Origin of the sequence: Salipiger aestuarii, assembly GCF_003259905.1 — a bacterium.
Lineage (GTDB): Bacteria > Pseudomonadota > Alphaproteobacteria > Rhodobacterales > Rhodobacteraceae > Salipiger > Salipiger aestuarii.
In genome coordinates this window covers 156,759-180,744 of the sequence record NZ_QLMG01000003.1, presented here as the reverse complement: position 1 = coordinate 180,744, position 23,986 = coordinate 156,759, and the positions used below count along the sequence as shown (strand labels likewise).

At 64.0% G+C, this 23,986-nt stretch carries 25 protein-coding genes and 1 pseudogene; 11 read left to right on the top strand and 15 right to left on the bottom strand.

The features are described 5' to 3' along the window. Positions 1–308, top strand: a pseudogene (locus ATI53_RS03350) (IS5/IS1182 family transposase); the annotation flags it as partial. A 74-nt stretch (positions 309–382) separates the two neighbouring features. Continuing rightward, positions 383–541 carry a hypothetical protein gene (locus ATI53_RS23165; RefSeq protein ID WP_009506945.1) on the top strand — a complete coding sequence of 53 codons (159 nt, stop codon included), beginning with the start codon at positions 383–385 and terminating at the stop codon, positions 539–541. Positions 542–727: 186 nt separating this feature from the next. Here ATI53_RS23165 and hemC read toward each other — a convergent pair whose 3' ends face one another. Beyond that, the gene (gene hemC / locus ATI53_RS03345; RefSeq protein WP_009506946.1) at positions 728–1,696 is read right to left on the bottom strand and encodes a hydroxymethylbilane synthase; all 969 of its coding nucleotides are present in this window, start codon (positions 1,694–1,696) and stop codon (positions 728–730) included. An 89-nt stretch (positions 1,697–1,785) separates the two neighbouring features. Here hemC and hemE point away from each other — a divergent pair, with 89 nt between their 5' ends. Both hemE and ATI53_RS03335 read left to right on the top strand, forming a co-directional pair. Beyond that, complete coding sequence (gene hemE / locus ATI53_RS03340) at positions 1,786–2,817, top strand: uroporphyrinogen decarboxylase (RefSeq protein ID WP_111549724.1); 1,032 nt, start codon at positions 1,786–1,788, stop codon at positions 2,815–2,817. A 197-nt stretch (positions 2,818–3,014) separates the two neighbouring features. Continuing rightward, the gene (locus tag ATI53_RS03335; protein WP_009506948.1) at positions 3,015–3,341 is read left to right on the top strand and encodes a hypothetical protein; all 327 of its coding nucleotides are present in this window, start codon (positions 3,015–3,017) and stop codon (positions 3,339–3,341) included. Here ATI53_RS03335 and ATI53_RS03330 read toward each other — a convergent pair. The 6 genes from ATI53_RS03330 to ATI53_RS03305 all read right to left on the bottom strand — a co-directional run bounded on the left by ATI53_RS03330 (position 3,338) and on the right by ATI53_RS03305 (position 10,854). Further along, positions 3,338–5,074 (bottom strand): PHA/PHB synthase family protein, encoded by a 1,737-nt coding sequence (locus tag ATI53_RS03330; protein WP_034453613.1) that lies wholly within the window; start codon positions 5,072–5,074, stop codon positions 3,338–3,340. The genes ATI53_RS03335 and ATI53_RS03330 overlap by 4 nt on opposite strands. A gap of 101 nt (positions 5,075–5,175) precedes the next feature. Beyond that, positions 5,176–6,435, bottom strand: a complete 1,260-nt coding sequence (arsJ, locus tag ATI53_RS03325) for an organoarsenical effux MFS transporter ArsJ (protein WP_009506950.1) — start codon at positions 6,433–6,435, stop codon at positions 5,176–5,178. Between the two features lie 62 nt (positions 6,436–6,497). Continuing rightward, the gene (locus ATI53_RS03320; protein ID WP_111549723.1) at positions 6,498–7,496 is read right to left on the bottom strand and encodes an ArsJ-associated glyceraldehyde-3-phosphate dehydrogenase; all 999 of its coding nucleotides are present in this window, start codon (positions 7,494–7,496) and stop codon (positions 6,498–6,500) included. Next, positions 7,493–8,341, bottom strand: a complete 849-nt coding sequence (locus tag ATI53_RS03315) for an arsenate reductase/protein-tyrosine-phosphatase family protein (RefSeq protein ID WP_111549722.1) — start codon at positions 8,339–8,341, stop codon at positions 7,493–7,495. The genes ATI53_RS03320 and ATI53_RS03315 overlap by 4 nt, the downstream gene beginning before the upstream one ends. 116 nt (positions 8,342–8,457) lie before the next feature. Next, positions 8,458–9,849: a bifunctional enoyl-CoA hydratase/phosphate acetyltransferase gene (locus ATI53_RS03310; protein WP_111549721.1), complete on the bottom strand. Its 1,392-nt coding sequence runs from the start codon at positions 9,847–9,849 to the stop codon at positions 8,458–8,460. Positions 9,850–10,026: 177 nt separating this feature from the next. Next, positions 10,027–10,854, bottom strand: a complete 828-nt coding sequence (locus tag ATI53_RS03305; RefSeq protein ID WP_009506954.1) for a DUF6473 family protein — start codon at positions 10,852–10,854, stop codon at positions 10,027–10,029. 156 nt (positions 10,855–11,010) lie between these two features. Here ATI53_RS03305 and ATI53_RS03300 point away from each other — a divergent pair, with 156 nt between their 5' ends. Continuing rightward, positions 11,011–11,886: a 3-hydroxybutyryl-CoA dehydrogenase gene (locus ATI53_RS03300; protein WP_009506955.1), complete on the top strand. Its 876-nt coding sequence runs from the start codon at positions 11,011–11,013 to the stop codon at positions 11,884–11,886. A 92-nt stretch (positions 11,887–11,978) separates the two neighbouring features. Here ATI53_RS03300 and ATI53_RS03295 read toward each other — a convergent pair whose 3' ends face one another. The 6 genes from ATI53_RS03295 to ATI53_RS03270 all read right to left on the bottom strand — a co-directional run bounded on the left by ATI53_RS03295 (position 11,979) and on the right by ATI53_RS03270 (position 17,464). Next, on the bottom strand, positions 11,979–12,860 hold the full coding sequence (locus ATI53_RS03295; RefSeq protein WP_111549720.1) for a lysophospholipid acyltransferase family protein: 882 nt from the start codon (positions 12,858–12,860) through the stop codon (positions 11,979–11,981). 96 nt (positions 12,861–12,956) lie between these two features. Next, a complete protein-coding gene (locus ATI53_RS03290; RefSeq protein ID WP_111549719.1) occupies positions 12,957–13,235 on the bottom strand; it encodes an HPr family phosphocarrier protein in 279 nt (92 codons plus the stop codon). Positions 13,236–13,267: 32 nt separating this feature from the next. Then, positions 13,268–13,666 (bottom strand): PTS sugar transporter subunit IIA, encoded by a 399-nt coding sequence (locus tag ATI53_RS03285; protein WP_009506958.1) that lies wholly within the window; start codon positions 13,664–13,666, stop codon positions 13,268–13,270. Then, on the bottom strand, positions 13,663–15,021 hold the full coding sequence (gene rapZ, locus ATI53_RS03280) for an RNase adapter RapZ (RefSeq protein WP_111549718.1): 1,359 nt from the start codon (positions 15,019–15,021) through the stop codon (positions 13,663–13,665). Before rapZ ends, ATI53_RS03285 begins: the two co-directional genes overlap by 4 nt. A gap of 4 nt (positions 15,022–15,025) precedes the next feature. Further along, positions 15,026–16,759: a sensor histidine kinase gene (locus ATI53_RS03275; RefSeq protein WP_009506960.1), complete on the bottom strand. Its 1,734-nt coding sequence runs from the start codon at positions 16,757–16,759 to the stop codon at positions 15,026–15,028. Between the two features lie 3 nt (positions 16,760–16,762). Continuing rightward, positions 16,763–17,464 carry a response regulator transcription factor gene (locus ATI53_RS03270; protein WP_009506961.1) on the bottom strand — a complete coding sequence of 234 codons (702 nt, stop codon included), beginning with the start codon at positions 17,462–17,464 and terminating at the stop codon, positions 16,763–16,765. Positions 17,465–17,814: 350 nt separating this feature from the next. Here ATI53_RS03270 and ATI53_RS03265 point away from each other — a divergent pair, with 350 nt between their 5' ends. From ATI53_RS03265 to ATI53_RS03240, 6 genes are all read left to right on the top strand, one after another. Continuing rightward, positions 17,815–19,413 (top strand): phosphoenolpyruvate carboxykinase, encoded by a 1,599-nt coding sequence (locus ATI53_RS03265; RefSeq protein ID WP_111549717.1) that lies wholly within the window; start codon positions 17,815–17,817, stop codon positions 19,411–19,413. Between the two features lie 128 nt (positions 19,414–19,541). Further along, positions 19,542–20,078: a DUF3859 domain-containing protein gene (locus ATI53_RS03260; RefSeq protein WP_111549716.1), complete on the top strand. Its 537-nt coding sequence runs from the start codon at positions 19,542–19,544 to the stop codon at positions 20,076–20,078. Positions 20,079–20,315: 237 nt separating this feature from the next. Next, positions 20,316–20,816, top strand: a complete 501-nt coding sequence (locus tag ATI53_RS03255; protein WP_009506964.1) for a type III secretion system chaperone family protein — start codon at positions 20,316–20,318, stop codon at positions 20,814–20,816. A gap of 162 nt (positions 20,817–20,978) precedes the next feature. After that, complete coding sequence (gene proC, locus ATI53_RS03250) at positions 20,979–21,794, top strand: pyrroline-5-carboxylate reductase (RefSeq protein ID WP_009506965.1); 816 nt, start codon at positions 20,979–20,981, stop codon at positions 21,792–21,794. Beyond that, the gene (locus tag ATI53_RS03245; RefSeq protein WP_009506966.1) at positions 21,787–22,125 is read left to right on the top strand and encodes a tRNA-binding protein; all 339 of its coding nucleotides are present in this window, start codon (positions 21,787–21,789) and stop codon (positions 22,123–22,125) included. The genes proC and ATI53_RS03245 overlap by 8 nt, the downstream gene beginning before the upstream one ends. Beyond that, positions 22,122–23,078 carry a 2-hydroxyacid dehydrogenase gene (locus ATI53_RS03240; protein WP_009506967.1) on the top strand — a complete coding sequence of 319 codons (957 nt, stop codon included), beginning with the start codon at positions 22,122–22,124 and terminating at the stop codon, positions 23,076–23,078. The genes ATI53_RS03245 and ATI53_RS03240 overlap by 4 nt, the downstream gene beginning before the upstream one ends. Before the next feature lie 23 nt (positions 23,079–23,101). Here ATI53_RS03240 and ATI53_RS03235 read toward each other — a convergent pair whose 3' ends face one another. Next, positions 23,102–23,314, bottom strand: a complete 213-nt coding sequence (locus ATI53_RS03235; protein WP_009506968.1) for a Trm112 family protein — start codon at positions 23,312–23,314, stop codon at positions 23,102–23,104. Next, the gene (locus ATI53_RS03230; RefSeq protein WP_009506969.1) at positions 23,311–23,961 is read right to left on the bottom strand and encodes an LON peptidase substrate-binding domain-containing protein; all 651 of its coding nucleotides are present in this window, start codon (positions 23,959–23,961) and stop codon (positions 23,311–23,313) included. Before ATI53_RS03230 ends, ATI53_RS03235 begins: the two co-directional genes overlap by 4 nt. Between the last annotated feature and the right edge of the window lie 25 nt (positions 23,962–23,986).

Sequence of the window (23,986 nt, the reverse complement as noted above, 5' to 3'; positions counted from 1 at the left end):
AACGGCAGACCATCCCGATTATCCCGATCCGGAAGAACGGGCGCGCCTGGAAGGAAGACTGCCCGGCGGCGAAAGCTCGGAACGAGACGCTGCGCGCTGCGAAACGCTACGGTCGTGCATTCTGGAAGCATTGGACCGGATACCACGCCCGAAGCCGCGCCGAGGCCAAGATGCGAGGCATTAAGGCATTCGGCGAACGCATCGCCGCAAGAGACCCCGACCGCCAGACCGCCGAAATCCACATCCGCATCGCCCTCATGAACCGCTGCTCGGCCCTCGGCACCGCCGCGATCGTCCGCGTGGCATAACGTCAGCGGGGTAACGGGAAATCACGCCTCAGGCGGGAGGTCTGCAACAACGCCGGTGGAAAGGAAAAAAATAATTGGTAAAATCAAATCCACAATTAGACGAGCAGCTTGACCGCTTCAAAGAAGCCGCACGCGAGGTCGAAGCCGACACGTCCGGCGATGCGCTTGAGCGGATTATGGACAAGCTGGACCTGACCAAGAAGCCGGAATCGGACGGCAAGAAGGACGACTAAGCACGCACTGTTGTGGCTGCGCTTAGGTTGATTACGCCATTGGGTACGGCAAGTATGATGCCGCCTAAAAAAACCATACCCGCCGGTGGCCGAGCCGCATATCGGACCGCCCCGAGCGGTTTATGAGACAACGCTTGGCAGAATTCCGTCTGCATGAACGAAGGCAAGAGGGTGGGCGACCGACCCTTATGGGTGGCGCCAGGCAAAGAAATCCGGCCCCGCCCGGCCCAGAAGCTGACGCGCCAGCGCCGCCCCAAGTTCGACCCCCTGCGATTCGGCGCCGCTTGCCTCGTCGGCCCAGGCGGTGGCCCCATCGGGGGACAGGATCTCGCCGCGCAGCCGCAGCGTGCCGCCGTCCAACTCTGCCAGACCCGCGATCGGGGTTTCGCAGGATCCGTCCAGCGTTGCAAGAAAGCTGCGTTCGGCGGACAGACGCAGCGCCGTGGGCGCGTGATGAATCGCGGCCAGCAGGGTCGCGGTGCAATCGTCGTTGATGCGCCGCTCGATGCCGATGGCGCCCTGCGCCACGGCGGGCAGCATGTCGCCGGGGGACATCGGTGTCATGGGCACATCCCCGCCTGTCATGCCCATCCGGCCAAGCCCGGCCATGGCAAGGAAGGTTGCTGCGGCCACGCCGTCATGCAGCTTTTTCAGCCGGGTTTGCAGGTTGCCGCGGAATTCCACCACCCGCAGGTCGGGGCGGCGGTTCAACAGTTGCGCCCGGCGCCGCAGCGACGAGGTGCCCACCACCGTTCCAGGCGCCAGATCCGCCAGCCCCGCTGCGCCCGGCGCGATGAAGGCATCGCGCACGTCTTCGCGGGGCAGGTAGCAATCCAGCAGCAGCCCGGCGGGCTGCTCGGTTGGCATGTCCTTCATCGAATGCACCGCGATGTCGATGCCCCCCGACAAAAGCTGCTCTTCGATCTCCTTGGTGAAAAGCCCCTTGTTGCCGATTTCCTTCAGCGGCCGGTCGGCTGCGATCATCGCGCGGTCGTCGCCGCTGGTGCGGATCACGACAACCCTGAATGCCGCCTCGGGCAGGTCAAACGCCGCCATCAGGCGGGCGCGGGTCTCGTGCGCCTGCGCCAGCGCCAGCGGCGAGCCGCGGGTGCCGATCTTGAGGGGGTGGTCGGGGGTCGGAAGCATATCGGTCATGGCACGAGCTTTATGTTGCGCGAGGGGCGCTGGCAATGGGGCGCGAATTGACATATTGCCGCCCGGAACGACACCGGAGGGGAAGCCGAATGACCAAGACCATCCTGCGCGCGCTTGCGGGCGAAACCCTGCCCACCCCGCCGATCTGGATGATGCGGCAGGCCGGACGCTACCTGCCGGAATACAAGGCGACACGGGCGCAGGCGGGCGATTTCCTGTCGCTGTGCTACAACCCCGATCTGGCCGCCGAGGTGACCTTGCAGCCGATCCGCCGCTACGGGTTCGACGCCGCGATCCTGTTCGCGGACATCCTGCTGCTGCCCCAGGCGCTGGGGGCGGATCTGTGGTTCGTCACCGGCGAGGGGCCGCGCCTGTCGACCGTCACCACCGATCCTGAATTCGACAAACTCGGGCGCGGCGGGATGATCCACGACACGCTCAGCCCGATTTACGAGACGATCAAGATCCTGCGCCGCACCCTGCCGCAGGACACCACGCTGATCGGTTTCGCGGGCGCGCCCTGGACCGTGGCCACCTACATGATCGCCGGGCGTGGCACCAGGGATCAGGGGCCGGCCCACGCGCTCAAGGCGGAAAATCGGGCGCTTTTCGAAAAGATCATCGACCGGCTGACCGAAAGCACCATCGACTACCTGTCCGCGCAGGTCGAGGCGGGGGCCGAAGTGGTCAAGCTGTTCGACAGCTGGGCCGGCTCGCTTTCGGGCGAGGATTTCGACCGCTACGCGCTGGAACCGGCACGGATCATCACGCAGGAGCTAAAATCGCGCCATCCCGGGCTGCCGGTCATCGCCTTTCCGCGTCAGGCGGGGGATAAATACATCGGCTTTCACGCGGCGACCGGCGCCGATTGCGTGGCGGTGGATGACAGTGTGACGCCCGAATGGGTGGCCGAACAGGTGCAACCGGGCGGCTGTGTGCAGGGCAATCTTGCCTCGTCGCACATGGTCACCGGCGGAGATGCGCTGATCGCGCAAACCCGGCGGGTGGTCAGCGCGCTGTCGAAGGGGCCGCATATCTTCAACCTCGGGCATGGCATCACGCCCGATGCCAACCCGGAAAACGTGCAGTTGATGATCGACACGGTGCGGGCAGGCGCCTGAATTTGCACGGCTCCACCGGACACGCAGGCGTGCGGCGGGTCTGATCAGGCGCGGACGCGTCTGCCTTTGGGGCCGGCGCCGGGCCGGTGTCCGCGCCGAGGGGGCGCGCGAAACTGAACGCCCAATCATGCGCAGGATCAAGACAGAGTTTTGCAATCTGTGGTAGATTGGGGCGGACACGCATGGAGGAGGCTGTCATGAACATGATCACCGACCAAGACCGGCTGCCCGTCGCACGGGAAGGTCATCCGGAATTCCACATCCGATGGAGCATGGAGCCTTGGGCCGCGACCGCGTCCGTGGACGCACTCGTCGATATCGGCTCGGAAATGCAAAGCTTCTGGGCGGCGCGTTTCCGCGAAGATTGCGCCAGCCATCACCGCTTTTTGCACAGCCGCAGCCCCGCCGATCTGGTGGAGATCCAGGCCGATTTCATGCGCAAGGCGGTCAACGACTACCGGCTTTACACCGCGACCATGGGCAAGCTTGCCGAACGGTTGTGGTTCGCAAAGCCGGCTGCCTAGCCAAAGACATAGGTGCCGGGCGCGGGGCACAGCGATGTACCCGCGTCGGCCACCGCCGGGCGCGTTCCGCTGGACCGCGCGATCAGCCAGTCGGTCCAGGCGGGCCACCACGATCCGTCCACCGGCGCCAGACCGGCCCGCCACAACGCCGCGTCACGCGCGTGGCCGGTGACCTTTCCGATCCGGTAATGCCGGCGCGGGTGACCAGGTTCGGACACGATCCCCGCGTTATGGCCGCCGCTTGTCAGCACAAAGGTCTTGTCTCCGTTGGCAAGGCGGTTGATCTTCCAAACCGACGGCCAGGGCGCGACGTGATCCTTTTCGGTGCCGACGGCAAAGATCGGCACGGAGATGTCCGCGACCGACACCGGCGTGCCGCCAACCTTGACGCGCCCGAGCGCAAGGCGGTTTTCCAGGAAAAGCTGGCGCAAATATTCCGAGTGCATCCGCGCGGGCATCCGTGTGGCATCGGCATTCCACGCCATGAGGTCGTTCATCGTACCGCGCACCCCCAGCAGATATTCGCGGATGGTGCGCGACCAGATCAGATCGTTCGAGCGCAGCATCTGGAACGCCCCGGCCATCTGCTCGGCATCCAGATAACCCTGATCGGCCATGATGTCCTCAAGAAAGGCCACTTGGCTTTCGTCGATGAACAACGTGATCTCACCCGCCTCGGTGAAATCGACTTGCGCCGCAAGCAGCGTGACAGAGGCGATCCGCGCGTCGTTTTCGCGCGCCAGCTTGGCGGCGGCGATCGACAGCAACGTGCCGCCGAGGCAATAGCCTGCGGTGTGGATGCGCTGCCCCGGCACGGCGGCGGCGATGACGTCCAGCGCGGCAAAGACCCCAAGGGTGACGTAATCTTCCATCCCCAGATCGGCGTCTTCGGCCTGCGGGTTCAGCCAGGAAATCATCCAGACCTCGATCCCCTGATCGACCAGGAACCGCACCAGAGAGTTTTGCGCCGACAGGTCGAGAATGTAGTATTTCATGATCCAGGCGGGCACGATCAGCAGCGGCTCGGCCTGCACCCGCGCGGTTGTCGGGCGGTAGCGGATCAGTTCGATCAGCCGGTTGCGAAACACCACCTCGCCGGGGGCAGTGGCCAGCGTGGTGCCGACCTCGAACCCCGAACCGGGGTGGGGGCGGTCGTTCTGGCGGGCGATGTCTTCCAGCCAGTTGTGAAAACCGCGCACAAGGTTCTGGCCGCGTTCGTGCCGGGTGCGGTCCAGCACGACGGGATTGGTCGCCGCGTAATTCGACGGTGCCAGCATGTCCAGGGCCTGACGCGCGGCGAAATTGGTCATATGCGCGTGGCGCGCGGCGACGCCGGGCAGGTCGGTCGTCGCGGCGTTCCACCAGTCTTCGGTCAGCAGGAACCATTGCGCGAACATGTTGTACGGGTAGCGGCGCCATTCCGGGTCACGGAACCGCTTGTCTGCGGACATCGGGGGGCAGGCATCGACCTGCGCGGCCAGCGGGCAGATGACCGCCGCCTGCCAGGCGCGCGCGCCGTTGGCGACGGCCTTTTCATGCAGCGTGGCCAGCTTGGCCGGGGATCCCGAAAGGTGTATGCCCCAGTCGAACCACGCGGTTGCCAGCGCCATCGGCGACAGCCCGCCGGTGAGGCTGCCGATGGCTGCGTGGAACGCGCGATCTATGGCGCTGTGGCGGGCGGTGCCGGACGGCACGACCGGATCGGGTGATATGACAGGTTCGGCGTGTTTCATGGCCCCATCGTGCCACCGATGCGGGCGTCGCGGCTTGATCCTGCGCAAGTTCCACCGCCATTCGCGCGTACGGTAGCGCAATCCGTGCCGCTGGGCGCGGGTCAGACCGCCGCCGGCCGCGCGGCGGGTTTCAACCGCCCCGCCCCCCAGGCGCTGAGCGCCACCATCACGGCGGCTGTCCCAAGACAGGCGGGCAGGCCGCCCATCTGGTAACTTGCGCCCGACAGGACGGTGCCGATCAGGCGTCCGGCGGCGTTGGCCATGTAGTAAAACCCGACGTCCATGGTGACCCGTTTGTCGTTCGTAAACGCCAGAATCAGGTAGGAATGCAGCGCCGAGTTCACCGCAAAGATCGCGCCGAACGCCAGCAGACCGGCCACCACCGCCGCAGTCAGCCACGGCGTGGGTGCGCCCGCCGCCCAGACCAGCGCGGCCAGCAGCGCGGGCACGGCGGTCAGCGCCAGCGCCCAGCGGCGCGCATCGGCGACAAGCGTGTCGGTGCTGCGGGTTTTCGCGCGCAGCAGTCGTGGTGCCGCGGCCTGCACCGCGCCGTAAAGAATGATCCAGAGCGCCATGAAACTGCCGATGGTGAAAAAGGCAAGGCGGTCGCCGGCTTCGGTGCCATCCGACAGCACGGCGTAGAAATAGATCGGGATGCCGACCACGAACCACACGTCGCGCGCGCCGAACAGGAATACGCGGGCAAAGCTCAGCCAGTTGATGTTGCGGTTTTTTGAAATGACTTCGGTGAATCTGGCGTCCTTGCGCCCCCTCGGCAGGCCCGCCGGCATTTTCAGCGCCACGGCCGCAAGGATCGCCGCCAGAACGGCGGCCATGGCCAGCACGGCGGGCACGAACCCCACCACCCCCAGCAAGGCCGCCCCCAGCAGAAAGCCGACGCCCTTGACCGCGTTCTTTGAACCCGTCAGCGCCGCAACCCAGCGGAACAGCCCGTCACCGCCCTTGGGGGCGAGCAGCTTGACGGCGGATTTCGACGACATCTTGGCCAGATCCTTGGCCACGCCCGACACCCCTTGCACCAGCATGACGAACACCACCGAAACGCCGATGGTCCAGCCCGGGTCCAGCAGCGTCAGCGCCAGCAGCGCCGCGACCTGCAAGGTCAGCCCCGCATACAGCGTCGAGGTCAGCCCGAAGCGCGCGGCGATCCAGCCCGCGGACAGGTTGGTCGCGACACCTGCGATTTCGTACAGCACGAACAGATAGGCCAGCTGCACCGGGCTGAAGCCCAGCCTGTGAAAATGCAGCAATACCAGCATCCTGAGTGCGCCGTCGGTCAGCATGAACGCCCAGTAGGCTGCGGTGACGGCGACATAGGCGGCAAGAGGACGGTCTGACATGGCGGGGGGCGGCCTTGGTTGCAATTTTCAGAACGATGACGGCGTTGCGTGACGCCGGAATGTCAAAGGTTGGCGCCCACCATCAGCGCCACATCGGCGAGGCGGTTCGCGTAGCCCCATTCGTTGTCGTACCAGGCATAGACCTTGAGCTGGGTGCCGTTTGTCACCATGGTCGAAGGCGCGTCGATGATGCTGCTGCGCGGATCGTTGGTGTAATCGGCGCTGACCAGCGGACGGGTTTCATAGCCCAGAATCCCCTTGAGCGGCCCGTCGGCAGCCTGTTCGAACAGCGCGTTGACCTCGTCTGCGGTGGTGGCGCGGTCCAGCTCGAACACGCAGTCGGTCAGGGATGCGTTCAGCAAGGGCACCCGCACGGCATGGCCGTTCAGCTTGCCCGTCAGTTCGGGATAGATCAGGGTGATCGCGGTGGCGGACCCGGTCGTTGTGGGGATCAGCGAATTCAGCGCCGATCGGGCGCGGCGCAGGTCCTTGGCGGGCTTGTCGACGATGGTCTGGGTGTTGGTCACGTCGTGGATCGTGGTGATCATGCCGTGCTTGATGCCAAGGCTTTCATGGATGACCTTGACCACCGGGGCGATGCAGTTGGTGGTGCAGCTGGCCGCCGTCACGATGCTGTGCCGGGCGGGGTCGTAATCGTGGGTGTTGACGCCATAGACGATGTTGGCGGTCGGGCCGTCCTTGACCGGGGCCGAAACCACGACCTTTTTCACGCCGGCGGCGAAATAGGGCGCCAGCCTGGCCTCGGTCTTGAACACGCCGGTGCAGTCGACGACCACATCGACGCCATCCAGCGGCAGGTCTTGGATGCGCGTTTGCCGGTGCACGGGCAGGCGCGTGCCGTCGATGCACAGGCCGGTTTCGTCATGCGCGAAATCGGCGGGCCAGCGGCCGTGCACCGTGTCGAATTCCAGCAGGTGGGCGTGCATCGCCGGGTCTCCGACCGCGTCGTTGATCCAGGCGATGCCGGCGCCTTTTTCCAGCAGCGGGCGCAGGGCAAGCTTGCCCATGCGGCCAAGGCCGTTCAGTGCGTAGGTGGTCATTCGGTCAGGCTCTCATTGGTGTCGCGGGACAGCGCTAGGTCATCAAGGGCGTGTTGAAGCGAAATGCGGTCCAGCGTTTTCAGCGGCAGCGCGGTAAAGGCGATCAGACGATGTCTGAGCATGCCAAAGACCTGCTGAAAGGCCAGCATCTGTTCGGCTTCGGTTCCGGTTGCCTTGACCGGATCGGGCAGGCCCCAGTGGGCGCTGATCGGCTGACCGGGCCAGGCGGGGCAGTCTTCGTTGGCGGCGCGGTCGCAAACGGTGAACACGAAATCAAGCCGGGGCGCGTCTTTGCCCCAGAACTCGGACACATGCTTGGCGCGCAAGGCGGATACGTCGAACCCCTTGTCCGTCAGCATTTTCACCGCAAGCGGATTCAGCGTGGAATAGGGCCGGGTGCCGGCGGAAAAGGCGCGAAAGCGACCGTCTGCCAGCCGGGTCAGCAGCGCCTCGGCCATGATCGACCGGGCCGAATTGCCGGTACATATGAAAAGCACATTATACGAAGTGTCGGCCATGTCGGTGTCTTTCCTGTAGGGGGGCGTGGGCCTGCAAAGCTCGGGTCGGCCATGGCAGCAGTCGTCGATGAGAAACCCGACAAGCCCCTGCACCGCGGTCACATGCGCACGGTACAGCAGCGAACGCCCGTTGCGCGATTGCACGATCAGTCCCGCCTCGCGCAGAGCGGCAAGATAGACCGACGCGGTCGAGGGTTTGAGATCGAGCGCGGTGGCGATCTCGCCTGCCGCGACCGCATCGGGATAGCGCCGCATGAGCAGACGAAACAGCCCCATCCGCTGAGGGTGGCTAAGTGTGGCAAGCTGGTCGAATCGATTCATTTCCATAATTCATGAAATAATGAATTACGGAGCGTTTGCCAAATGAAAAACGCGCCGTCAAAGGTACTGCGCGTTTCAGGTCGATCATGGCGACCCGACAGGGCAGGGGTCGCATTTGCCGCTCAGGGCATGATGCGGGTCATCCTTGCGTGATGCAGCGCCGCCACCGCGCAGGATGCCAGGCGACTCATGTCGTCGTCCGCCCGGCTGTTCAGAATGATCGGCACGCGCGCGCCCAGCACAAGGCCAGCCGCCTCGGCGTGGCTGATATAGGTCAACTGCTTGGCCAACATGTTGCCCGCGTCAAGATTGGGCACCACGAGGATGTCGGCGCGGCCCGCCACCGCCGAAGTGATTCCCTTGGTGCGCGCGGCGGCAATGTCGACGGCGTTGTCCATTGCAAGGGGGCCGTCCACCAGCCCTCCGGTGATCTGGCCGCGCTCGGCCATTTTCGACAGCAGCGCCGCGTCGATCGACGAGGGGATGTCGGGGTTGACCGTTTCCGTCGCGGACAGCACCCCGACCTTGGGCTGCTGGATTCCGATCGAGATCGCAAGGTCGATGGCGTTCTGCGTGATGTCGACCTTGGTCTTGAGATCCGGAGAAATGTTGATCGCGGCATCGGTGACAAGGATCGGATGCGGCTGGCCGGGCACGTCCATCACGAAGATATGTGTGAAGCGCCGCCCCATGCGCAGCCCGGTCTGCTTGTCGAGAATCGGGCGCAGCAGCATGTCGGTGTGCAGATGCCCCTTCATGATCGCCTGCGCGTCCCCGGAATGGCACAGCTCGACCGCGCGGCGCGCGGCATTGCGGTGCAGCGGTTCGTCGACGATCTCGATTCCGTCCAGAGACGCGCCCATGGCCTTGGCCACCTCGGCAATCCGGGCCGTCGATCCGATCAGGATGGGGTCGATCAGCGTATGCTCGCGCGCCCTGAGCGCGCCGCCAAGCGAATTGGGGTCTTCGGGGCAGACGACTGCGGTGCGCAGCGCGGCAAGCGGTTCGGCCTTTTTCAGCAGCTTTTCGAAATGGCGGTGCCGTTGAACCACCAGTCCGGGCAGGTCGTGGCTGTTGTAGCTGACCTTGACCCGCGGCGCATAGACCTCGGCGACGCCGGACAGGACCAGCGCATCCCCCGAAATGCGACGCACCTCGGTGGCCAGAATGACGGTGGTATCCCGGACGTTCTTGTCGGTGACGGTGACGCGGACCACAAGTTCGTCGTCGGCAAAGACACGACCGTGAAATTCCCAGGTTTGCCGCCGGTAAAGCGTGCCCGCACCGGGCAGCACGTTTCCGAGCACCGCGCCGACAAGGGACGCGACAAAGGAGCCAGGGGCTATCGCTTCGGGATGGCCGTCGCCGTCGCCATCCTGGTCGTGAATATGGAGCGGATTGTGGTTACCCGACACATTTGCATAGACCAGCAGATCGTCGGCAGTGCACAGGCGTCGCAACTCGGCGTGATCGCCGACCTTGAGTTCGTCGAAGGTGCGGTTTTCGATATGCATTCGGATCTCCGGCTGGCTGACGGCCCTGCGCCGCATCTTGCGACGCCGGGCAGGGCTAATGGGTCAGCTATACCGGGAACGCGTCGGCATTCCACGATCCCGGCCTGCGTCCGCTCGCCGCAGAGCGGAGATACTGCCGTTCCGGGCCGCCCTGGTGAAGAAGCGTGCAGTCCGGCGTCAGCAGAGCAGTTCGCGCAGAAGCGGAAGCAACTGTTCAGCGGTTTCTTCATGCGCCTGGGGGCCCATGAGTTCCGCGGCGGCGTTTGCTTCGTAATCGCTGAAGATCATGCCGGGGGCGCCGCGCTTGCGCGCCGAAACGCTCAGCGGCGTTTCGACCAGCCCCGCAACGCGCGGGCGCAACGCCTCGACCATCGAGCGATCGACAAACAGCGGGTCGCCCCGGGTGTCGCCGATCGGTGTGTCCGGCGGAGACTGGTCGGCAAACCAGAGCAGAAGAACCCGGCCCCGCAACAGTGTCAGAAGGTGCTTCATGCGGGCCACCCAGGCAAGGCGCAGTTCCATGACCACTTCGTCGAACCGCTGGGCGGACAAGCTTTGAAGCCTGCCGAGCATGTGCCGGTTGAAATGGAACTCGGTAAAGTCGACCTCGGGATACAGCTGTTGAAGCCGGTCTGAGGCGCGCAGAAACCGGTCGTTGCGCCGAGGATGCACGCTGTAATAACGGTTCGACATGTTCTGCGCGCCCATGATCTGCAGCACGCAGGCGTCCGCGCGTTCAGCAAGCCCAAGCACCGCCGGATCGTGAAGATACAGATCCAGCCCGGCATTGACCGCGCCAAAGTTGACGCATGACTGGCCAAGCTGCTGTTCCAGCAGCGCCGGAAAAGGCGTCTCAATGAAACGCCCATAGGTTTCGGTACCGCCAAGGAAACCGACATAAGGGGCGTCGAGCCTCTGACGTGGTCCTCTGAACAGAACCCGAGATCTTCCGTATCTGCACGGAAAATAATCTAGCGCAGCCTGCGCTGATATGGCGACAGTCATCCACCCACCTTTCATCCTTCTCACCCGACTCTAAAACTGGGGGATTCTTCTTTCGATTTCGCTAAGACGAAAAAGCGAACCAAATGCGCCCGGCCATCCTTGCGACCACCGGCGGCGTGTGCCTATCGTACGCCGGTCAATTCAGAGGTGCGGACCATGGAAATCAGCAAGATCGGGGTCATCGGCGCGGGTCAGATGGGCAACGGCATCGCCCATGTGATGGCGCTGGCCGGGTATGAGGTGCGGCTGTCGGACATCAGTCAGGATGCGCTCGACAAGGCCGTGGCGCTGATCGCCAGAAACCTCGATCGGCAGGTCAGCCGCGAAAAGATCTCGGGCGAGGTGCGCGACACTGCGCTGGGCCGTATCTCGACGACGCTGGAAATGGCCGACATCGGCCAGACCGACCTCGTGATCGAGGCTGCGACCGAACAGGAAACCGTAAAGCAGAAGATATTCGACAGTTTGGGGCCTCATCTTCTGCCGCACACGATCCTAACGTCAAACACCTCGTCGATTTCGATCACACGTCTTGCCTCGCGGACCGACCGACCGGAAAAATTCCTTGGGTTTCACTTCATGAACCCCGTTCCGCTGATGCAGCTCGTCGAACTGATTCGTGGAATCGCCACCGATCGAGAGACCTACGAAACCTGTCTCAAAGTGGTTGAAAGACTGGGTAAAACCGCCGCCAGTGCCGAAGACTTTCCGGCCTTCATCGTCAACCGGATTTTGGTGCCGATGATCAACGAAGCGGTCTATACGCTTTACGAAGGCGTCGGTAACGTCAAGTCCATTGACATGGCAATGAAGCTTGGGGCGAACCATCCGATGGGACCGCTGGAGCTTGCGGATTTCATCGGACTCGACACCTGCCTTGCGATCATGAACGTGCTGCACGAGGGGCTGGCGGATACGAAATATCGGCCCTGCCCGCTGCTGACCAAATACGTCGAAGCGGGTTGGCTCGGTCGGAAAACCAAGCGCGGTTTCTACGACTACCGTGGAGAGGAACCGGTTCCCACGCGCTGACGCAGCGTCTGCAGCCAAGATTTTTCGTACGAAAAATCTTGGCGATTCCGGACGGCCTGAGCACAAGAAATTTCGTACGAAATTTCTTTGTCTCAAGCGCCGTTCACAAGACCGATGGTGCGTTCGCGCAGCCAGGCAATGAACTCTCGCTGCTTGCCGTTCCACCTCCGCATTTCTTCCGGACAGATCGGCGCGCCGACGACAGGTTTCTGCGGCCGTCCGCAGGCGTGCAGAACTTCGTGGATCAACAGCCCCTGGCGCAGGGTCGGCGACAGCCGGTTGGCGATCTGGTAGGCGCGGCTGTTTTGTCCGGGGAAATAGATCGGCACCACCGTGGCGCCCGACCGCTGAATCATCTTCGCGGTGAACGGATTCCAGGTCCCCTCGACCGCCGGGCCAAAAATCGTCCTTGACGCGGCCACCACACCCGATGGAAACAGCGCTATCACCCCGCCCTTGCGCAGGTGATCCATGGCATTTGCCCGCATCGCAAGGCTTTGTTCCCGAGCACCGGCCTCGTGCGGGAAGGGGACCGGGATCATGAACTCCTCGATTTCTTTCACGCCGGTCAGCAGCGCGCGCGTGAGGATCTTGTAATCGGTGCGGATGCGCCCGATCAGGTCGGCCAGGATCATCCCGTCCACAAGCCCGTGCGGGTGGTTCGCAACCACGACGACAGGTCCCTTTGCCGGGATCCGGCGGATCTGTTCCTCCGGAGTCAGAAGCGGGATGCGCATGTGATGCAGGGCGTGCGGCCAGAAGGCTTGGCCGTTACGCACGCCATCGCGTTCGACCCGTCGGACAAGGCGGATCAGAGGGATCTTGCCGGTCGCCCATTCCATCGCGCGGATGGTGTTCGCCTTCCAGGGATTGGTGAAGGTATTGGCGTAACTGAGCTTGCGCTTGTCATAGGGCGGATCGATTATCGGCGTCACCTTGCCTTGCCGATCCGAAGCCTGAAAACTGTCCACCATGCGCCCGCTTCGATCCGTCTCCTGGCCAGTTTCCTGGTCTGCTCCCCGGTTCCCGCCCCGGGGCTGTCAAGGTGCGCACGGGCAGAGCCCCGTCGCCTAATTCTCTTCCCCGAAGCGGTTGGCGACCAGGGCTTCCAGAGCATCGGCAAGCGCGGTCGCGTCCGGACCGGAGGTTTCAACCTCAATAAAGCTTCCCCTGGACGCTGCCAACATCAAAAGACCCATGATGCTGTCGCCACCGGCGCTCAGACCGTCCTTCGAAACCTCGGCCCTTGCATCGAAGCCTTCCACCACTTCCACCAGTTTGGCCGAAGCTCGGGCGTGCAGCCCTTTTTCATTCACGATCTTCAGCTTGCGCTGCACCGTCTCGGTCATCTTGTCTTCCCTGCGCGACGCCCTCAGGCTCGTCAATGGGGATCGGGCCTGACGTTCACGCTGTCAATATATTTCCGCCCGGCCTCCAGCGCGCCCTTTACCGCGTCTGGCACATCCATCTGGCGGCTCTTGGCCAGCTTGATCAGCATCGGCAGGTTCATGCCATAAACGATGCGCCGGTTTTCCGGCTGGCAGGCCAGCAGCGACAGGTTCGACGGCGAGCCCCCGAACAGATCGGTGACCACAACGACGCCGCCGCCGGTGTCGACCTCGTCGGCGGCGACGCAGATCTCGGCCTGTTTGCGGTTGCGGTCGTGGTCGGGTTCGATCGCGACGGCAACGACGCCGGGCTGGACGCCGACCACATGTTCGACCGCCGCGAGATATTCCCGCGCCAGCCCTCCGTGGGCAACGATCACGATGCCGATCACCCCTGCCTTCCTCCGACGTCACCGGGTTGGGACGCAACTGCGGCCAGTCCCCGGCGTTCAAGTTCGCGATGCCTACATGACACCTGCCAGTCTTGCTCTGCAAGGCTGCGGGCGAGTGTTTCGGCGACGGTAACGGAACGGTGCTGGCCTCCGGTGCACCCAAGACCAAAGGCAAGATGGGCCTTGCCCTCCTCTTTGCAGGCCGGCAGCACGAAAAGCGCCAGCGCGCAAAGCTGATCGACAAACGGCGCGAAGCGCGCGTCGCGCCGGACATGCGCCTGAACCGCGGCATCCAGCCCGGTCAGCCCGCGCAGGTCCGGGTCCCAGTGCGGGTTGTCCAGAAACCGGCAATCGAACACCCAGTCCAGCCCCTGCGGCAGGCCGCGCTTGTAGGAAAAGGATTGCACCGACACCGCAAGCTGTTGCCCGGTGGCATCGGCAAACAGATTTTCCATCCTGGTGCGCAGATCGTGCGGCGACAGCTCGCTTGTGTCGACAAGAATGTCAGCAACGCCGCGCGCCACCTCAAGCAACGCGATTTCGCGCGCGATGCCTGACGTATAGCTTTCATCGGGGGCCAGCGGGTGCCGGCGGCGGGTCTCGGAATACCGTCGCGCCAGCACCTCGGGTGTGCAGTCCAGATACAGCAGTTGCGCGTCCAGGCGCGGATCCTGCCCAAAGTCGCGATACAGGTCAATCAGCCGCTGCACGGAAAAATCCCGGTTGCGGATGTCTACGCCAAGCGCCACGGGACGCGCCAGCGCACCGCCTTCGAGCAGCCGCGGGATGAGTCTGAGCGGGATGTTGTCGATGGCCTCATAGCCGAAATCCTCAAGCGCATTGATCGCGGTGGACCGTCCGGCGCCCGATGGGCCGGTGACCAGAACCACGCGCTGGGTTCGTGCCTGCTGGTCCGTGATCAAGGGGGAATTCCTTCGTCCACTGCGGAGATATTGCACAAGCGCTGCCGGGAAGGTGGGGGTGCCTGCGTGGTGAAGCAAGGGGATTCTTTGCCCGTGCAGCACGATTTCGCGGCGCTGCGGCATGCGGGCCGTTTCGACATTGTCGAGGTCGAGTACCGCGCACAACCGTACCGGGTGTCCAGGCGTGGTGCGCAGCAGCCCGATGCCGCGCGCTTCTATCATGCCGCGCAGCGGGGCGGGGCAGGATAGCCACAGATGCGCGCCGCGCCGCTCGACGATCACCCGGTCGTCAGCGACCAGAACCGCGCCGCGCGCCATCATTTCAAGCGCCAGTCCAGACTTGCCGCGTCCGGATGCACCGCGGATCATCAGGCCCCTGCCATCGACCGCAACCGCGGTGGCATGATGGACCGAGGCGCCTGGCGGGATCATGCGATCAGATCGGCAGGCCGACCACGAAGCGCGCCCCGAGCGGTTCGGAGGTGACATCGGCTTCGGTGGGGCGAATGTTTTCGGCCCAGATCACGCCGTCATGCGCCTCGACGATTTGCTTGGAGATCGCAAGGCCAAGTCCCGAGTTGTTGCCAAAGTCATTTTCGGGACGATGCGAGTAGAACCGCTTGAATATCTTCTGAAGCGCCTCTTCGGGGATGCCGGGTCCGGTGTCCTCGACCACGACCAGCACGCGGTTGTCGCGGCGCCGCGCCCAGACGCGGATCGCGTCGCCGTCTTCGCAGAACGACACCGCGTTGGTGATGAGATTGACGAAAACCTGCGCCAGCCGGGGTTCCAGCCCGTTGATGCGGATCGGCTGCGGCGGCAGGTCCGTGATGAATTCCACGCCCTTGCGCCGCGCGTCCTCGCCAAGGAACTGCGCAAGATTTCCAAGCATTTCCAGTAGGTTAAATTCCTGCTCTTCTTCCTTGACCAGTTCGGAATCCAGCCGGGAGGCATTCGAAATGTCGCTGACCAGCCGATCCAGACGGCGTACGTCATGTTCGATGACGTTCAGCAGTTTTGCCCGGTGCTCGTCTTTCTTGACGATCCTCAGCGACCCGATGGCAGAGCGCAGGCTGGCCAGCGGGTTCTTGATCTCATGCGCGACATCGGCGGCGAACTGTTCATTGCTGTCGATCCGGTCGTAAAGGGCTGCGACCATGCCGCGCAGCGCGCCCGAAAGGCGGCCGATCTCGTCCGGGCGGGCGGTCAGGTCGGGAATACGGATGCGGCGCGACGTGCCGCCCTTGGCCTTGTTGTTGCGGTCGCGACCGATCTCGGCGGCATCCGCCAGATCGGAGATCGGGTTCGCGATGGTCGACGCAAGAACGAGGCTCAGCCCGATCGACACCAGCGTGGCGATGACGAACATTTGCAGCACCCGTTCGCGTTCCGCGCTGACGGCGGCGTCGATTTCCGCCGCCGCCGAGACCATGGCCACGGTGCCGACGATGGCGTCCCCCTGGCGGATCGGCGACAAGGCGGTGAACAGCGTGGCGCCGGTCGGTCCCTTGCCGGGTACGACGCGGGTTTGCGCCGGATCGCCGGTTTCGATCATCCGGCGCAGGCGGTCTTCGAGCGCAAGATCCGGAGTGTCCTCGAAATAGGCGAACATGCCGGCGATGCCGCGCCAGACGGTGTCAAGGAAATCCGAGATCAATGTCGGATGGTTCTGCCCCCTGGGGTCAGAGGTGTGCAGCTCGGGCTGGGTGCCGACCGTCTCGCCAACCAGGAAATTGCCCGCGTCGAATACCAGAAGCTCCACCCCCTGGCGCAGGTCGAGCCCGGCCAGCGTGGCCGGGATGTCGATGCCCGGCGCGGTGCCGATCGGCACCGGTGCCCCGGCGGGCAGGCGCAGTTCAAGCGCGTCGGCGATCAGTTCGACTTCCGAGCCAAGCGCGTTGCCGCGTTGCAGCACCAGAGTGTCGCGCGACGAGTTGAGCCACAGGATCCCCGCCACCAGCACATTCAGCGCGATCAGGTTGAACGTGATGATCTTGCGGGTCAGCGGCGAACGGTTGAGCGAGAACAGGCTTCTGCGCGCGCGGCTGTCGCGCAGTTCCTTTTCCACGGTGCTGTCGGGCGCGACCCAGTCATCGCCCAGCATCACATCAGCGTCCTGCCGGCCCCCGGACTGTTCGTCGCGCATCAAGATCCCTTCGGCAAGCGCCATGCGTCACTCTTCGTTGTAACGGTAACCGATCCCGTACAGGGTTTCGATGGCGGAGAAATCCGCATCGACGGTCCGCATCTTCTTGCGCAGGCGCTTGATATGGCTGTCGATCGTGCGGTCGTCGACATAGACCTGATCGTCATAAGCCACGTCCATCAGCTGATCGCGCGACTTGACAAAGCCGGGGCGCTGCGCCAGCGCCTGAAGCAGCAGAAATTCGGTGACGGTCAGCGACACGTCCGCGCCTTTCCAGCTGACCGCGTGGCGCAGCGGGTCCATGGTCAGCGAGCCGCGGGTCATCAGCTTGGTTTCTTCGGTATCGCCCACCATGTCGCCGGCGACCGCTTCCTGACGGCGCAGCAGGGCACGGATGCGTTCCACCAGAAGGCGCTGGCTGAACGGTTTCTTGACGTAGTCGTCGGCGCCCATGCGCAGGCCGAGCACCTCGTCGATTTCATCGTCCTTGGATGTCAGGAAGATCACCGGCATCTTGGATTTCTGGCGCACGCGCTGCAACAGGTCCATGCCGTCCATGCGCGGCATCTTGATGTCAAAGACGGCCATGTCGGGCATCTTCTTGTTGAACGCGTCCAGGGCGGCCTGCCCGTCGTTGTAGGTTTCGACTTCAAAGCCCTCTGCCTCCAGAGTCATCGAGACGGATGTCAGAATATTCCTGTCATCGTCCACAAGGGCGATCTTCGACATTGGATGTTTCCTTTAGCTGCTCTTCTTGCCTGATTTTTTTGCCACTATGCGGGATTTCGCGCTTTCCGACAATGTTTAACAGCGAATCAGGCCCGGCTCAGACCATATTGGAACCGAAAGTTCGTAAGGAATGGCTAAAATGTCTCAGCTCGGCCATGTGCACAATCAATCGCGAGGAATGCTAACGCTAAACGAAACTTGGTTGCGCTAACTTTGACCTGTATCCTGTTCCCGACTGAAATTGCTGTGCTAAAGCAGTCGTGCCGACAGTGGAAGCTGTCGGTGAACGGACGTTCTTTGCCGTTCTGAACAACGACGCGGCGCAGGCCGCCGCTACAGGAGCTTGGCAGATGACATTTGGACGGGTGAACCCGGAATTCCGGCTTGAAGATCAAGGGATCGACGGGCTCGGCGATGTCCACTACAACCTTACCGAGCCGGCGCTGATCGAGGCCGCCCTCAAGAAGGGCGAGGGCACTCTTGGCAAGGGCGGCGCGTTCTACGTCACCACAGGCAAGTTCACCGGCCGCTCGCCGCAGGACAAGCATGTGGTCAAAAGCCCCTCGGCGGTCGACAACATCTGGTGGGACAACAACCGCGAGATGTCCGAAGAGGGTTTCGACGCCCTGTACGCCGACATGCTCGAACATATGAAGGGCAAGGATTACTACGTTCAGGACCTGATCGGTGGCGCCGATCCGGCCTATTCGATCAAGGTGCGCATGGTCACCGAACTGGCCTGGCACGGGCTGTTCATCCGCCACATGCTGCGCCGTCCCGACCGCGACGCGCTGGACGATTTCCTTGCCGAATACACAATCATCAACTGCCCGACCTTCAAGGCCGACCCCGAACGGCACAACTGCCGCAGCGATACGGTCATCGCGCTGAACCTCGACAAGAAGACCGTTCTGATCGGCGGCACCGAATACGCCGGCGAAAACAAGAAATCCGTGTTCACGCTGCTGAACTTCATCCTGCCGCTCAAGGGCATCATGGCGATGCACTGCTCGGCCAACCACGCGCCGAACAACCCGGTCGACACCGCCGTGTTCTTTGGGCTGTCCGGGACCGGCAAGACCACGCTGTCCGCTGACCCCGAGCGCGTGCTGATCGGCGATGACGAACACGGCTGGTCCGACCGCGGCACCTTCAATTTCGAAGGCGGTTGCTATGCCAAGACCATCAGCCTGTCGCCCAAGGCCGAGCCGGAAATCTACGCGACCACCTCGAAATTCGGCACCGTGATCGAGAACATGGTCTTCGATCCCGAAACCTTCGAGCTGGACTTCGAAGACGACAGCCTGACCGCCAACATGCGCTGCGCCTATCCGCTGGAATACATCTCCAACGCGTCGTCCACCGCGATGGGCGGGCATCCCAAGAACATCATCATGCTGACCTGCGATGCGTTCGGCGTGCTGCCTCCGATTGCCCGGCTGACCCCAGCCCAGGCGATGTACCACTTCCTGTCGGGCTTTACGTCCAAGGTGGCGGGCACCGAGCGGGGCGTGACCGAACCGCAGCCGACCTTCTCGACCTGCTTTGGCGCGCCGTTCATGCCGCTGCGCCCCGAGGTCTATGGCAATCTGCTGCGCGACAAGATCGCCAAGCACGGTGCAACCTGCTGGCTGGTGAACACCGGCTGGACCGGGGGCGCCTATGGCACCGGCCACCGCATGCCGATCAAGGCCACCCGCGCGCTGCTGCATTCGGCGCTGAACGGGTCGCTGTCCAAGGTAGAATTCCGCAAGGACGCCAACTTCGGCTTTGAGGTTCCCGTCGCGGTCGAAGGCGTGCCCGAGCTGCTGCTGGATCCGCGCCGCACCTGGTCGGACAAGGAAGCGTTCGACGCCCAGGCCCGGAAACTGGTCAAGATGTTCGCCGACAACTTCGAACAATACGTGCCCTACATCGACGAAGACGTGAAAGCTGCCGCGATCGGCTGAGCCTCGCCGATGAATCACCGGAAACGTCCGCCTCGCCCGGCGGGCGTTTTCCCATGGGGCCGGCGGGCGTTTTCCTTTGGGCCCGGCTGCGTTAAGGCTGCGGCCTATCCCGCGACCCGGAGGTGCCCATGTTTGCCCGTGCTGCTTTGCTCGTCCTTGCCTCGACGCCCGCCGTGGCTGCCCCGGCGGAGTCCTTTGCGAACGATCCCGTGGTGTTGATCGATTATGGGGTGATCTGCCAGGTGGCTTCCAGCGGCAGCCGTCCGGCGCCGGAAACCCTGCTGGGCGAAATCAACCTGATCGACCAGACCCGCGACATGGACGTGACCACCCGCGTGGTGCCCGCCAAGGCTGGCATCAGCTTTGGCGTCAAGTTCACCGTCGTCCCCGGCACCGGCGATCTGCCGGTCACGGTGATCGTCACGCACCCACCGATGGGCGATGCCGCGATGACACGCGAAACCTGGGGCGCGCTGATCCAGGAAAACGGAAGCAGCCTGAACCTGTTCACCTTTGACTTCCCGTTCGAGATGCGCCCCGGCGCCTGGTCGATGGCGATCGAGGCGGATGGTCGCCGCCTGATGGAGCAGCATTTCGATGTGGTTTCCGAACTGGCCGCCCCCGCCGTGCTGTCGGTGTGCTACGGGCAGGATTTCGTTTCCTAGGTTTGTTCACTTCTTGTTCACTAAAAGTTTTCCACATATACACAGGTGTGACTTGCGTATTGGCGCGAGGCATCCACAACTTATTGCGTTGTCCACAAATATTTCGCTTTACACAAACGCCCTGCCACAGGCACGATATGTGGTAAGGGGAGGGTAACCAGGCCCAGCCCCTAGAGCAGCAAGCAAGCCATGGGGCGCTGCCACGTCCACGGCTGCAAGAGAACAAAGAGGTGGCGCATGGCACTGACCGAAGAGTATCTGGGTGACGAGCTTCACCCCATCGACATCGTCGAAACTCTGGCCGAACACCACGACTGGGATTTTGACCGGCTGGGCGAGGATCAGATCGCCATGGCGGTCGAAGGTCAGTGGCGCACCTATTCCATTACGCTCGCCTGGTCGGCCTATGACGAAACGCTGCGGATGATCTGCTCGTTCGAAATGGACCCGCCCGACGCCGCACTGCCCGAACTTTACGCCGGGCTGAACCTTGCCAACGATCAATGCTGGGCGGGGGCGTTCAGCTACTGGGTTGAACCCAAGCTGATGGTCTACCGCTATGGCCTTGTGCTGACGGGCGGGCAGGTGGCCAGCCCCGAACAGATCGACACCGTGATCGCGACGGCCGTGGCCGCGTCGGAACGCTATTACCCGGCCTTTCAGTTGATCTCATGGGCGGGAAAGCCTGCGCATGAGGCGATCAAGATCGCCATCGCCAAGGCCTACGGGCGCGCGTGACGCCGCCTTTTGCCAGATGATCCAACCGCCGCAGCGTCCCCCCCGCCGCTGCGGCCGTCTTTGCCTGTGCGCACCGGCAAATGACCGCCGTCGCAAGGCGCGACCTTGCAACCCCGCGTCTGGCAAGCCAGATTGGCCCCAGTGTCAGGGAGACATCACGGCATGAAAAATGGTGAAATCGCGCAACGGGGCCTGATGCTGCTGGGCTGCGGCAAGATGGGGTCCGCGATGCTGGAGGGCTGGCTGGCGCGCGGGCTGCCCGCCGCGTCGGTGTTCGTGATGGACCCACACCCGTCGGATTGGCTGAAGGCGCAAGGCGTCGTGCTGAATGAGGATCTTCCCGAAGATCCGGCCATTGCGCTGATCGCGGTCAAGCCGCAGATGATGGCCTCGGCGCTGCCATCGCTCATTCCCTATGGCAATGGCTCGACCCTGTTCCTGTCGGTGGCCGCGGGGGTGACCATCGCGGCCTACGAAAAATCGCTGGGCGAAGACACCCCGGTGATCCGCGCCATGCCCAACACGCCCGCCGCGGTCGGCCAGGGGATCACCGCGATCGTCGGCAACGCGCACGCCAGCGCGATGCAGATGGACCAGGCCGAGGATCTGCTGCGCGCGGTGGGCGATGTCGTCCGGCTGGAGGACGAGTCGCAGATGGATGCGGTCACCGGTGTCAGCGGCTCGGGTCCGGCCTATGTGTTCCACATGATCGAATGTCTCGCCGCCGCCGGGCAGGCGCGCGGCCTTGCGCCCGACCTTGCCCTGCGGCTGGCCAAGGCCACCGTCGCCGGGGCCGGGGCGCTGGCCATGCAGGCGGGCGAAGATCCCGCGCAGCTGCGCCGCAACGTGACATCCCCCAACGGCACCACACAGGCTGGGCTTGAGGTGCTGATGAACGAAGATACCGGTCTGCCGCCGCTGATGCGCGACACCGTCGCGGCCGCCGCCGACCGGTCAAGGGAGCTTGCCAATGGCTGAAATCACCTATGACGATTTCGCAAGGATCGACATCCGCGTCGGGCGCGTGATCCGGGCCGAACCTTTCCCCGAGGCCCGCAAACCCGCCATCAAGCTGTGGATCGACTTTGGCCCCGAAGTCGGGGAAAAGAAATCCTCGGCGCAGATCACCGTGCATTACGCGCCCGATGACCTGCCGGGCCGCATGGTCATGGCGGTGACCAATTTCCCCCCGCGCCAGATCGGACCGTTCGTGTCTGAATGCCTCGTGCTCGGGGTCATGGACGACAGCGGCGCCGTGGTGCTGGGCGCTCCCGACAGGGAGGTGCCCCTCGGGGCAAGGCTGCATTGACCCCGCGCGTTCTGATCGCCCGCAATCTGCCACCCAGCGTCGTGGCCCAGGCCCGCGCGCTGTTCGATGTGGATTACCGCGACCGCCCCCACCCGCTGGACGCCACCGAGCTGCGCGCCGCGCTTGCGGAATACGACGGTGCGCTGGTAACGCTGGGGGACCGGTTCGACGCTCGGGTCTTTGCCGACGCCGGGGTGCCGCGCGCCAGGATCCTGGCCAATTTCGGCATGGGTTTCAATCACATTGATGTCGAGGTGGCGCGCAGCGCGGGGGTCACCGTCACCAACACGCCGGGAGCCGTGACCGACCCCACCGCCGATATTGCAATGACCCTTATGCTGATGAGCTGCCGCCGTGCCGCCGAAGGCGACCGTCTGGTGCGTTCGGGCGGCTGGCAGGGGTGGCACCCGGTGCAGATGCTGGGGATGCATGTCACCGGCAAGCGGATCGGCATTCTGGGGATGGGCAACATCGGGCGCGCCATCGCGCGGCGTTGCCATTTCGGGTTCGGGATGGAGGTGTTCTATACCTCGCGGTCGGACAAGGATCTGGAGTTTCCGGCCACACGCTGCGACGATGCGCGCGCCCTGGCCGCCGAGGTCGATGTGCTGTTCGTGACACTGGCCGCCAGCCCGGAGACGCATCATACGGTCGATGCGGAGGTGATCGGCGCGATGAAGCCGCACGCGCATCTGGTGAACGTCTCGCGCGGCGACATCGTGGACGAGGCGGCGCTGACCGGCGCGCTGGTGTCGCAGCGTATCGCGGGGGCGGGGCTGGATGTCTATGAACACGAGCCCGACGTGCCGCAGGCGCTGCGCGCGCTCGACACCGTTACGCTGCTGCCCCACCTCGGCACCGCCTCGCTGGAAGCGCGCGAAGACATGGGCCGCATGGCGGTGGAAAACCTGCGCGCGTTTTTCGCGGGCGAGGACGTGCCGAACCCGGTCTGAGGCCGCGTCGCCGGACCGGGCCGTCAGTCTTCGATCCGGCGTGCCTCGTCGACCAGCATCAAGGGAATCCCGTCGCGGATCGGATAGGCCAGCCCGGCGCCCCGGCTGACCAGCTCGCACCGGGCGGCGTCGTAATCCAGCGTGCCCTGCGTCAACGGGCAGACCAGCGATTCAAGCATGCGCCGGTCGAAGCTGACCGGGCGTGTTTCCGAAGGGGGCAACTCGGCGTCGTTCATTGCATCTTGTCCTCTGCTCTGCCGCCGCCCCGCAGCGCGAATTCTATCAGGGTCACCAGCGTTTCGCGGCGGGTGCTGAGCGAGGGCGCCTCCAGCAGCGCCTGCTTGTCTTCGGGGGCGAATTCCAGCAGCATCGACAGCGAGTTTATCAGCAACTCGTCATCCGCATCCTTCAGCGACGCCCAGTCGGCATCAAGCCCGCAAGACACGAAATATCGTTCAAGCGTTCCGGTAAAGGCATCGCGGTCGAAATCGGGGTCGTGTTCGCTGCCCGCCAGATCGCGGTCAAACCCCTCCCAGCTGACCTTGCAGCGCCGGTAGGGGGTAAAGCCTTCGATTTCTTCCAGGATGCGATACCGCGACAGACCGCTGAGCGTGACCATGTAGCGCCCGTCCTCGGTTTCCGAAAACTGCGTGATGCGCCCGGCGCAGCCGATGCGATGCAACCCCGTTCCGCCGGCCTTTTCGGACATGCGGTCGGGCTGGATCATGCCGATCAGCCGGGTTTCTGTTTTCAGCGCGTCGTCGAGCATCGCCAGATAGCGCGGTTCGAACACATGCAAGGGCAACCGGGCGCGCGGGAGCAAAAGCGCGCCGGGCAGAGGGAACACCGGGATCACGTCCGGCAGGTGAAAACGTCTCGACATGGGGTGCCAGCTAGCCCGCCGCGCC

Bases quoted from the DNA above. Each gene is read 5' to 3' on its own strand.
- arsJ (WP_009506950.1), bottom strand. From the start codon at position 6,435: ATGTCAGACCGTCCTCTTGCCGCCTATGTCGCCGTCACCGCAGCCTAC.
- hemC (WP_009506946.1), bottom strand. From the start codon at position 1,696: ATGACCGATATGCTTCCGACCCCCGACCACCCCCTCAAGATCGGCACC.
- ATI53_RS03320 (WP_111549723.1), bottom strand. From the start codon at position 7,496: ATGACCACCTACGCACTGAACGGCCTTGGCCGCATGGGCAAGCTTGCC.
- proC (WP_009506965.1), top strand. From the start codon at position 20,979: ATGAAAAATGGTGAAATCGCGCAACGGGGCCTGATGCTGCTGGGCTGC.
- ATI53_RS03260 (WP_111549716.1), top strand. From the start codon at position 19,542: ATGTTTGCCCGTGCTGCTTTGCTCGTCCTTGCCTCGACGCCCGCCGTG.
- ATI53_RS03290 (WP_111549719.1), bottom strand. From the start codon at position 13,235: ATGACCGAGACGGTGCAGCGCAAGCTGAAGATCGTGAATGAAAAAGGG.
- ATI53_RS03315 (WP_111549722.1), bottom strand. From the start codon at position 8,341: ATGGAAATGAATCGATTCGACCAGCTTGCCACACTTAGCCACCCTCAG.
- ATI53_RS03295 (WP_111549720.1), bottom strand. From the start codon at position 12,860: ATGGTGGACAGTTTTCAGGCTTCGGATCGGCAAGGCAAGGTGACGCCG.
- ATI53_RS03235 (WP_009506968.1), bottom strand. From the start codon at position 23,314: ATGAACGACGCCGAGTTGCCCCCTTCGGAAACACGCCCGGTCAGCTTC.
- ATI53_RS03265 (WP_111549717.1), top strand. From the start codon at position 17,815: ATGACATTTGGACGGGTGAACCCGGAATTCCGGCTTGAAGATCAAGGG.
- ATI53_RS03330 (WP_034453613.1), bottom strand. From the start codon at position 5,074: ATGAAACACGCCGAACCTGTCATATCACCCGATCCGGTCGTGCCGTCC.
- ATI53_RS03310 (WP_111549721.1), bottom strand. From the start codon at position 9,849: ATGCATATCGAAAACCGCACCTTCGACGAACTCAAGGTCGGCGATCAC.
- ATI53_RS03270 (WP_009506961.1), bottom strand. From the start codon at position 17,464: ATGTCGAAGATCGCCCTTGTGGACGATGACAGGAATATTCTGACATCC.
- ATI53_RS03305 (WP_009506954.1), bottom strand. From the start codon at position 10,854: ATGACTGTCGCCATATCAGCGCAGGCTGCGCTAGATTATTTTCCGTGC.
- hemE (WP_111549724.1), top strand. From the start codon at position 1,786: ATGACCAAGACCATCCTGCGCGCGCTTGCGGGCGAAACCCTGCCCACC.
- ATI53_RS03300 (WP_009506955.1), top strand. From the start codon at position 11,011: ATGGAAATCAGCAAGATCGGGGTCATCGGCGCGGGTCAGATGGGCAAC.
- ATI53_RS03335 (WP_009506948.1), top strand. From the start codon at position 3,015: ATGAACATGATCACCGACCAAGACCGGCTGCCCGTCGCACGGGAAGGT.
- ATI53_RS03275 (WP_009506960.1), bottom strand. From the start codon at position 16,759: ATGGCGCTTGCCGAAGGGATCTTGATGCGCGACGAACAGTCCGGGGGC.
- ATI53_RS03255 (WP_009506964.1), top strand. From the start codon at position 20,316: ATGGCACTGACCGAAGAGTATCTGGGTGACGAGCTTCACCCCATCGAC.
- ATI53_RS03245 (WP_009506966.1), top strand. From the start codon at position 21,787: ATGGCTGAAATCACCTATGACGATTTCGCAAGGATCGACATCCGCGTC.
- ATI53_RS03230 (WP_009506969.1), bottom strand. From the start codon at position 23,961: ATGTCGAGACGTTTTCACCTGCCGGACGTGATCCCGGTGTTCCCTCTG.
- rapZ (WP_111549718.1), bottom strand. From the start codon at position 15,021: ATGATCCCGCCAGGCGCCTCGGTCCATCATGCCACCGCGGTTGCGGTC.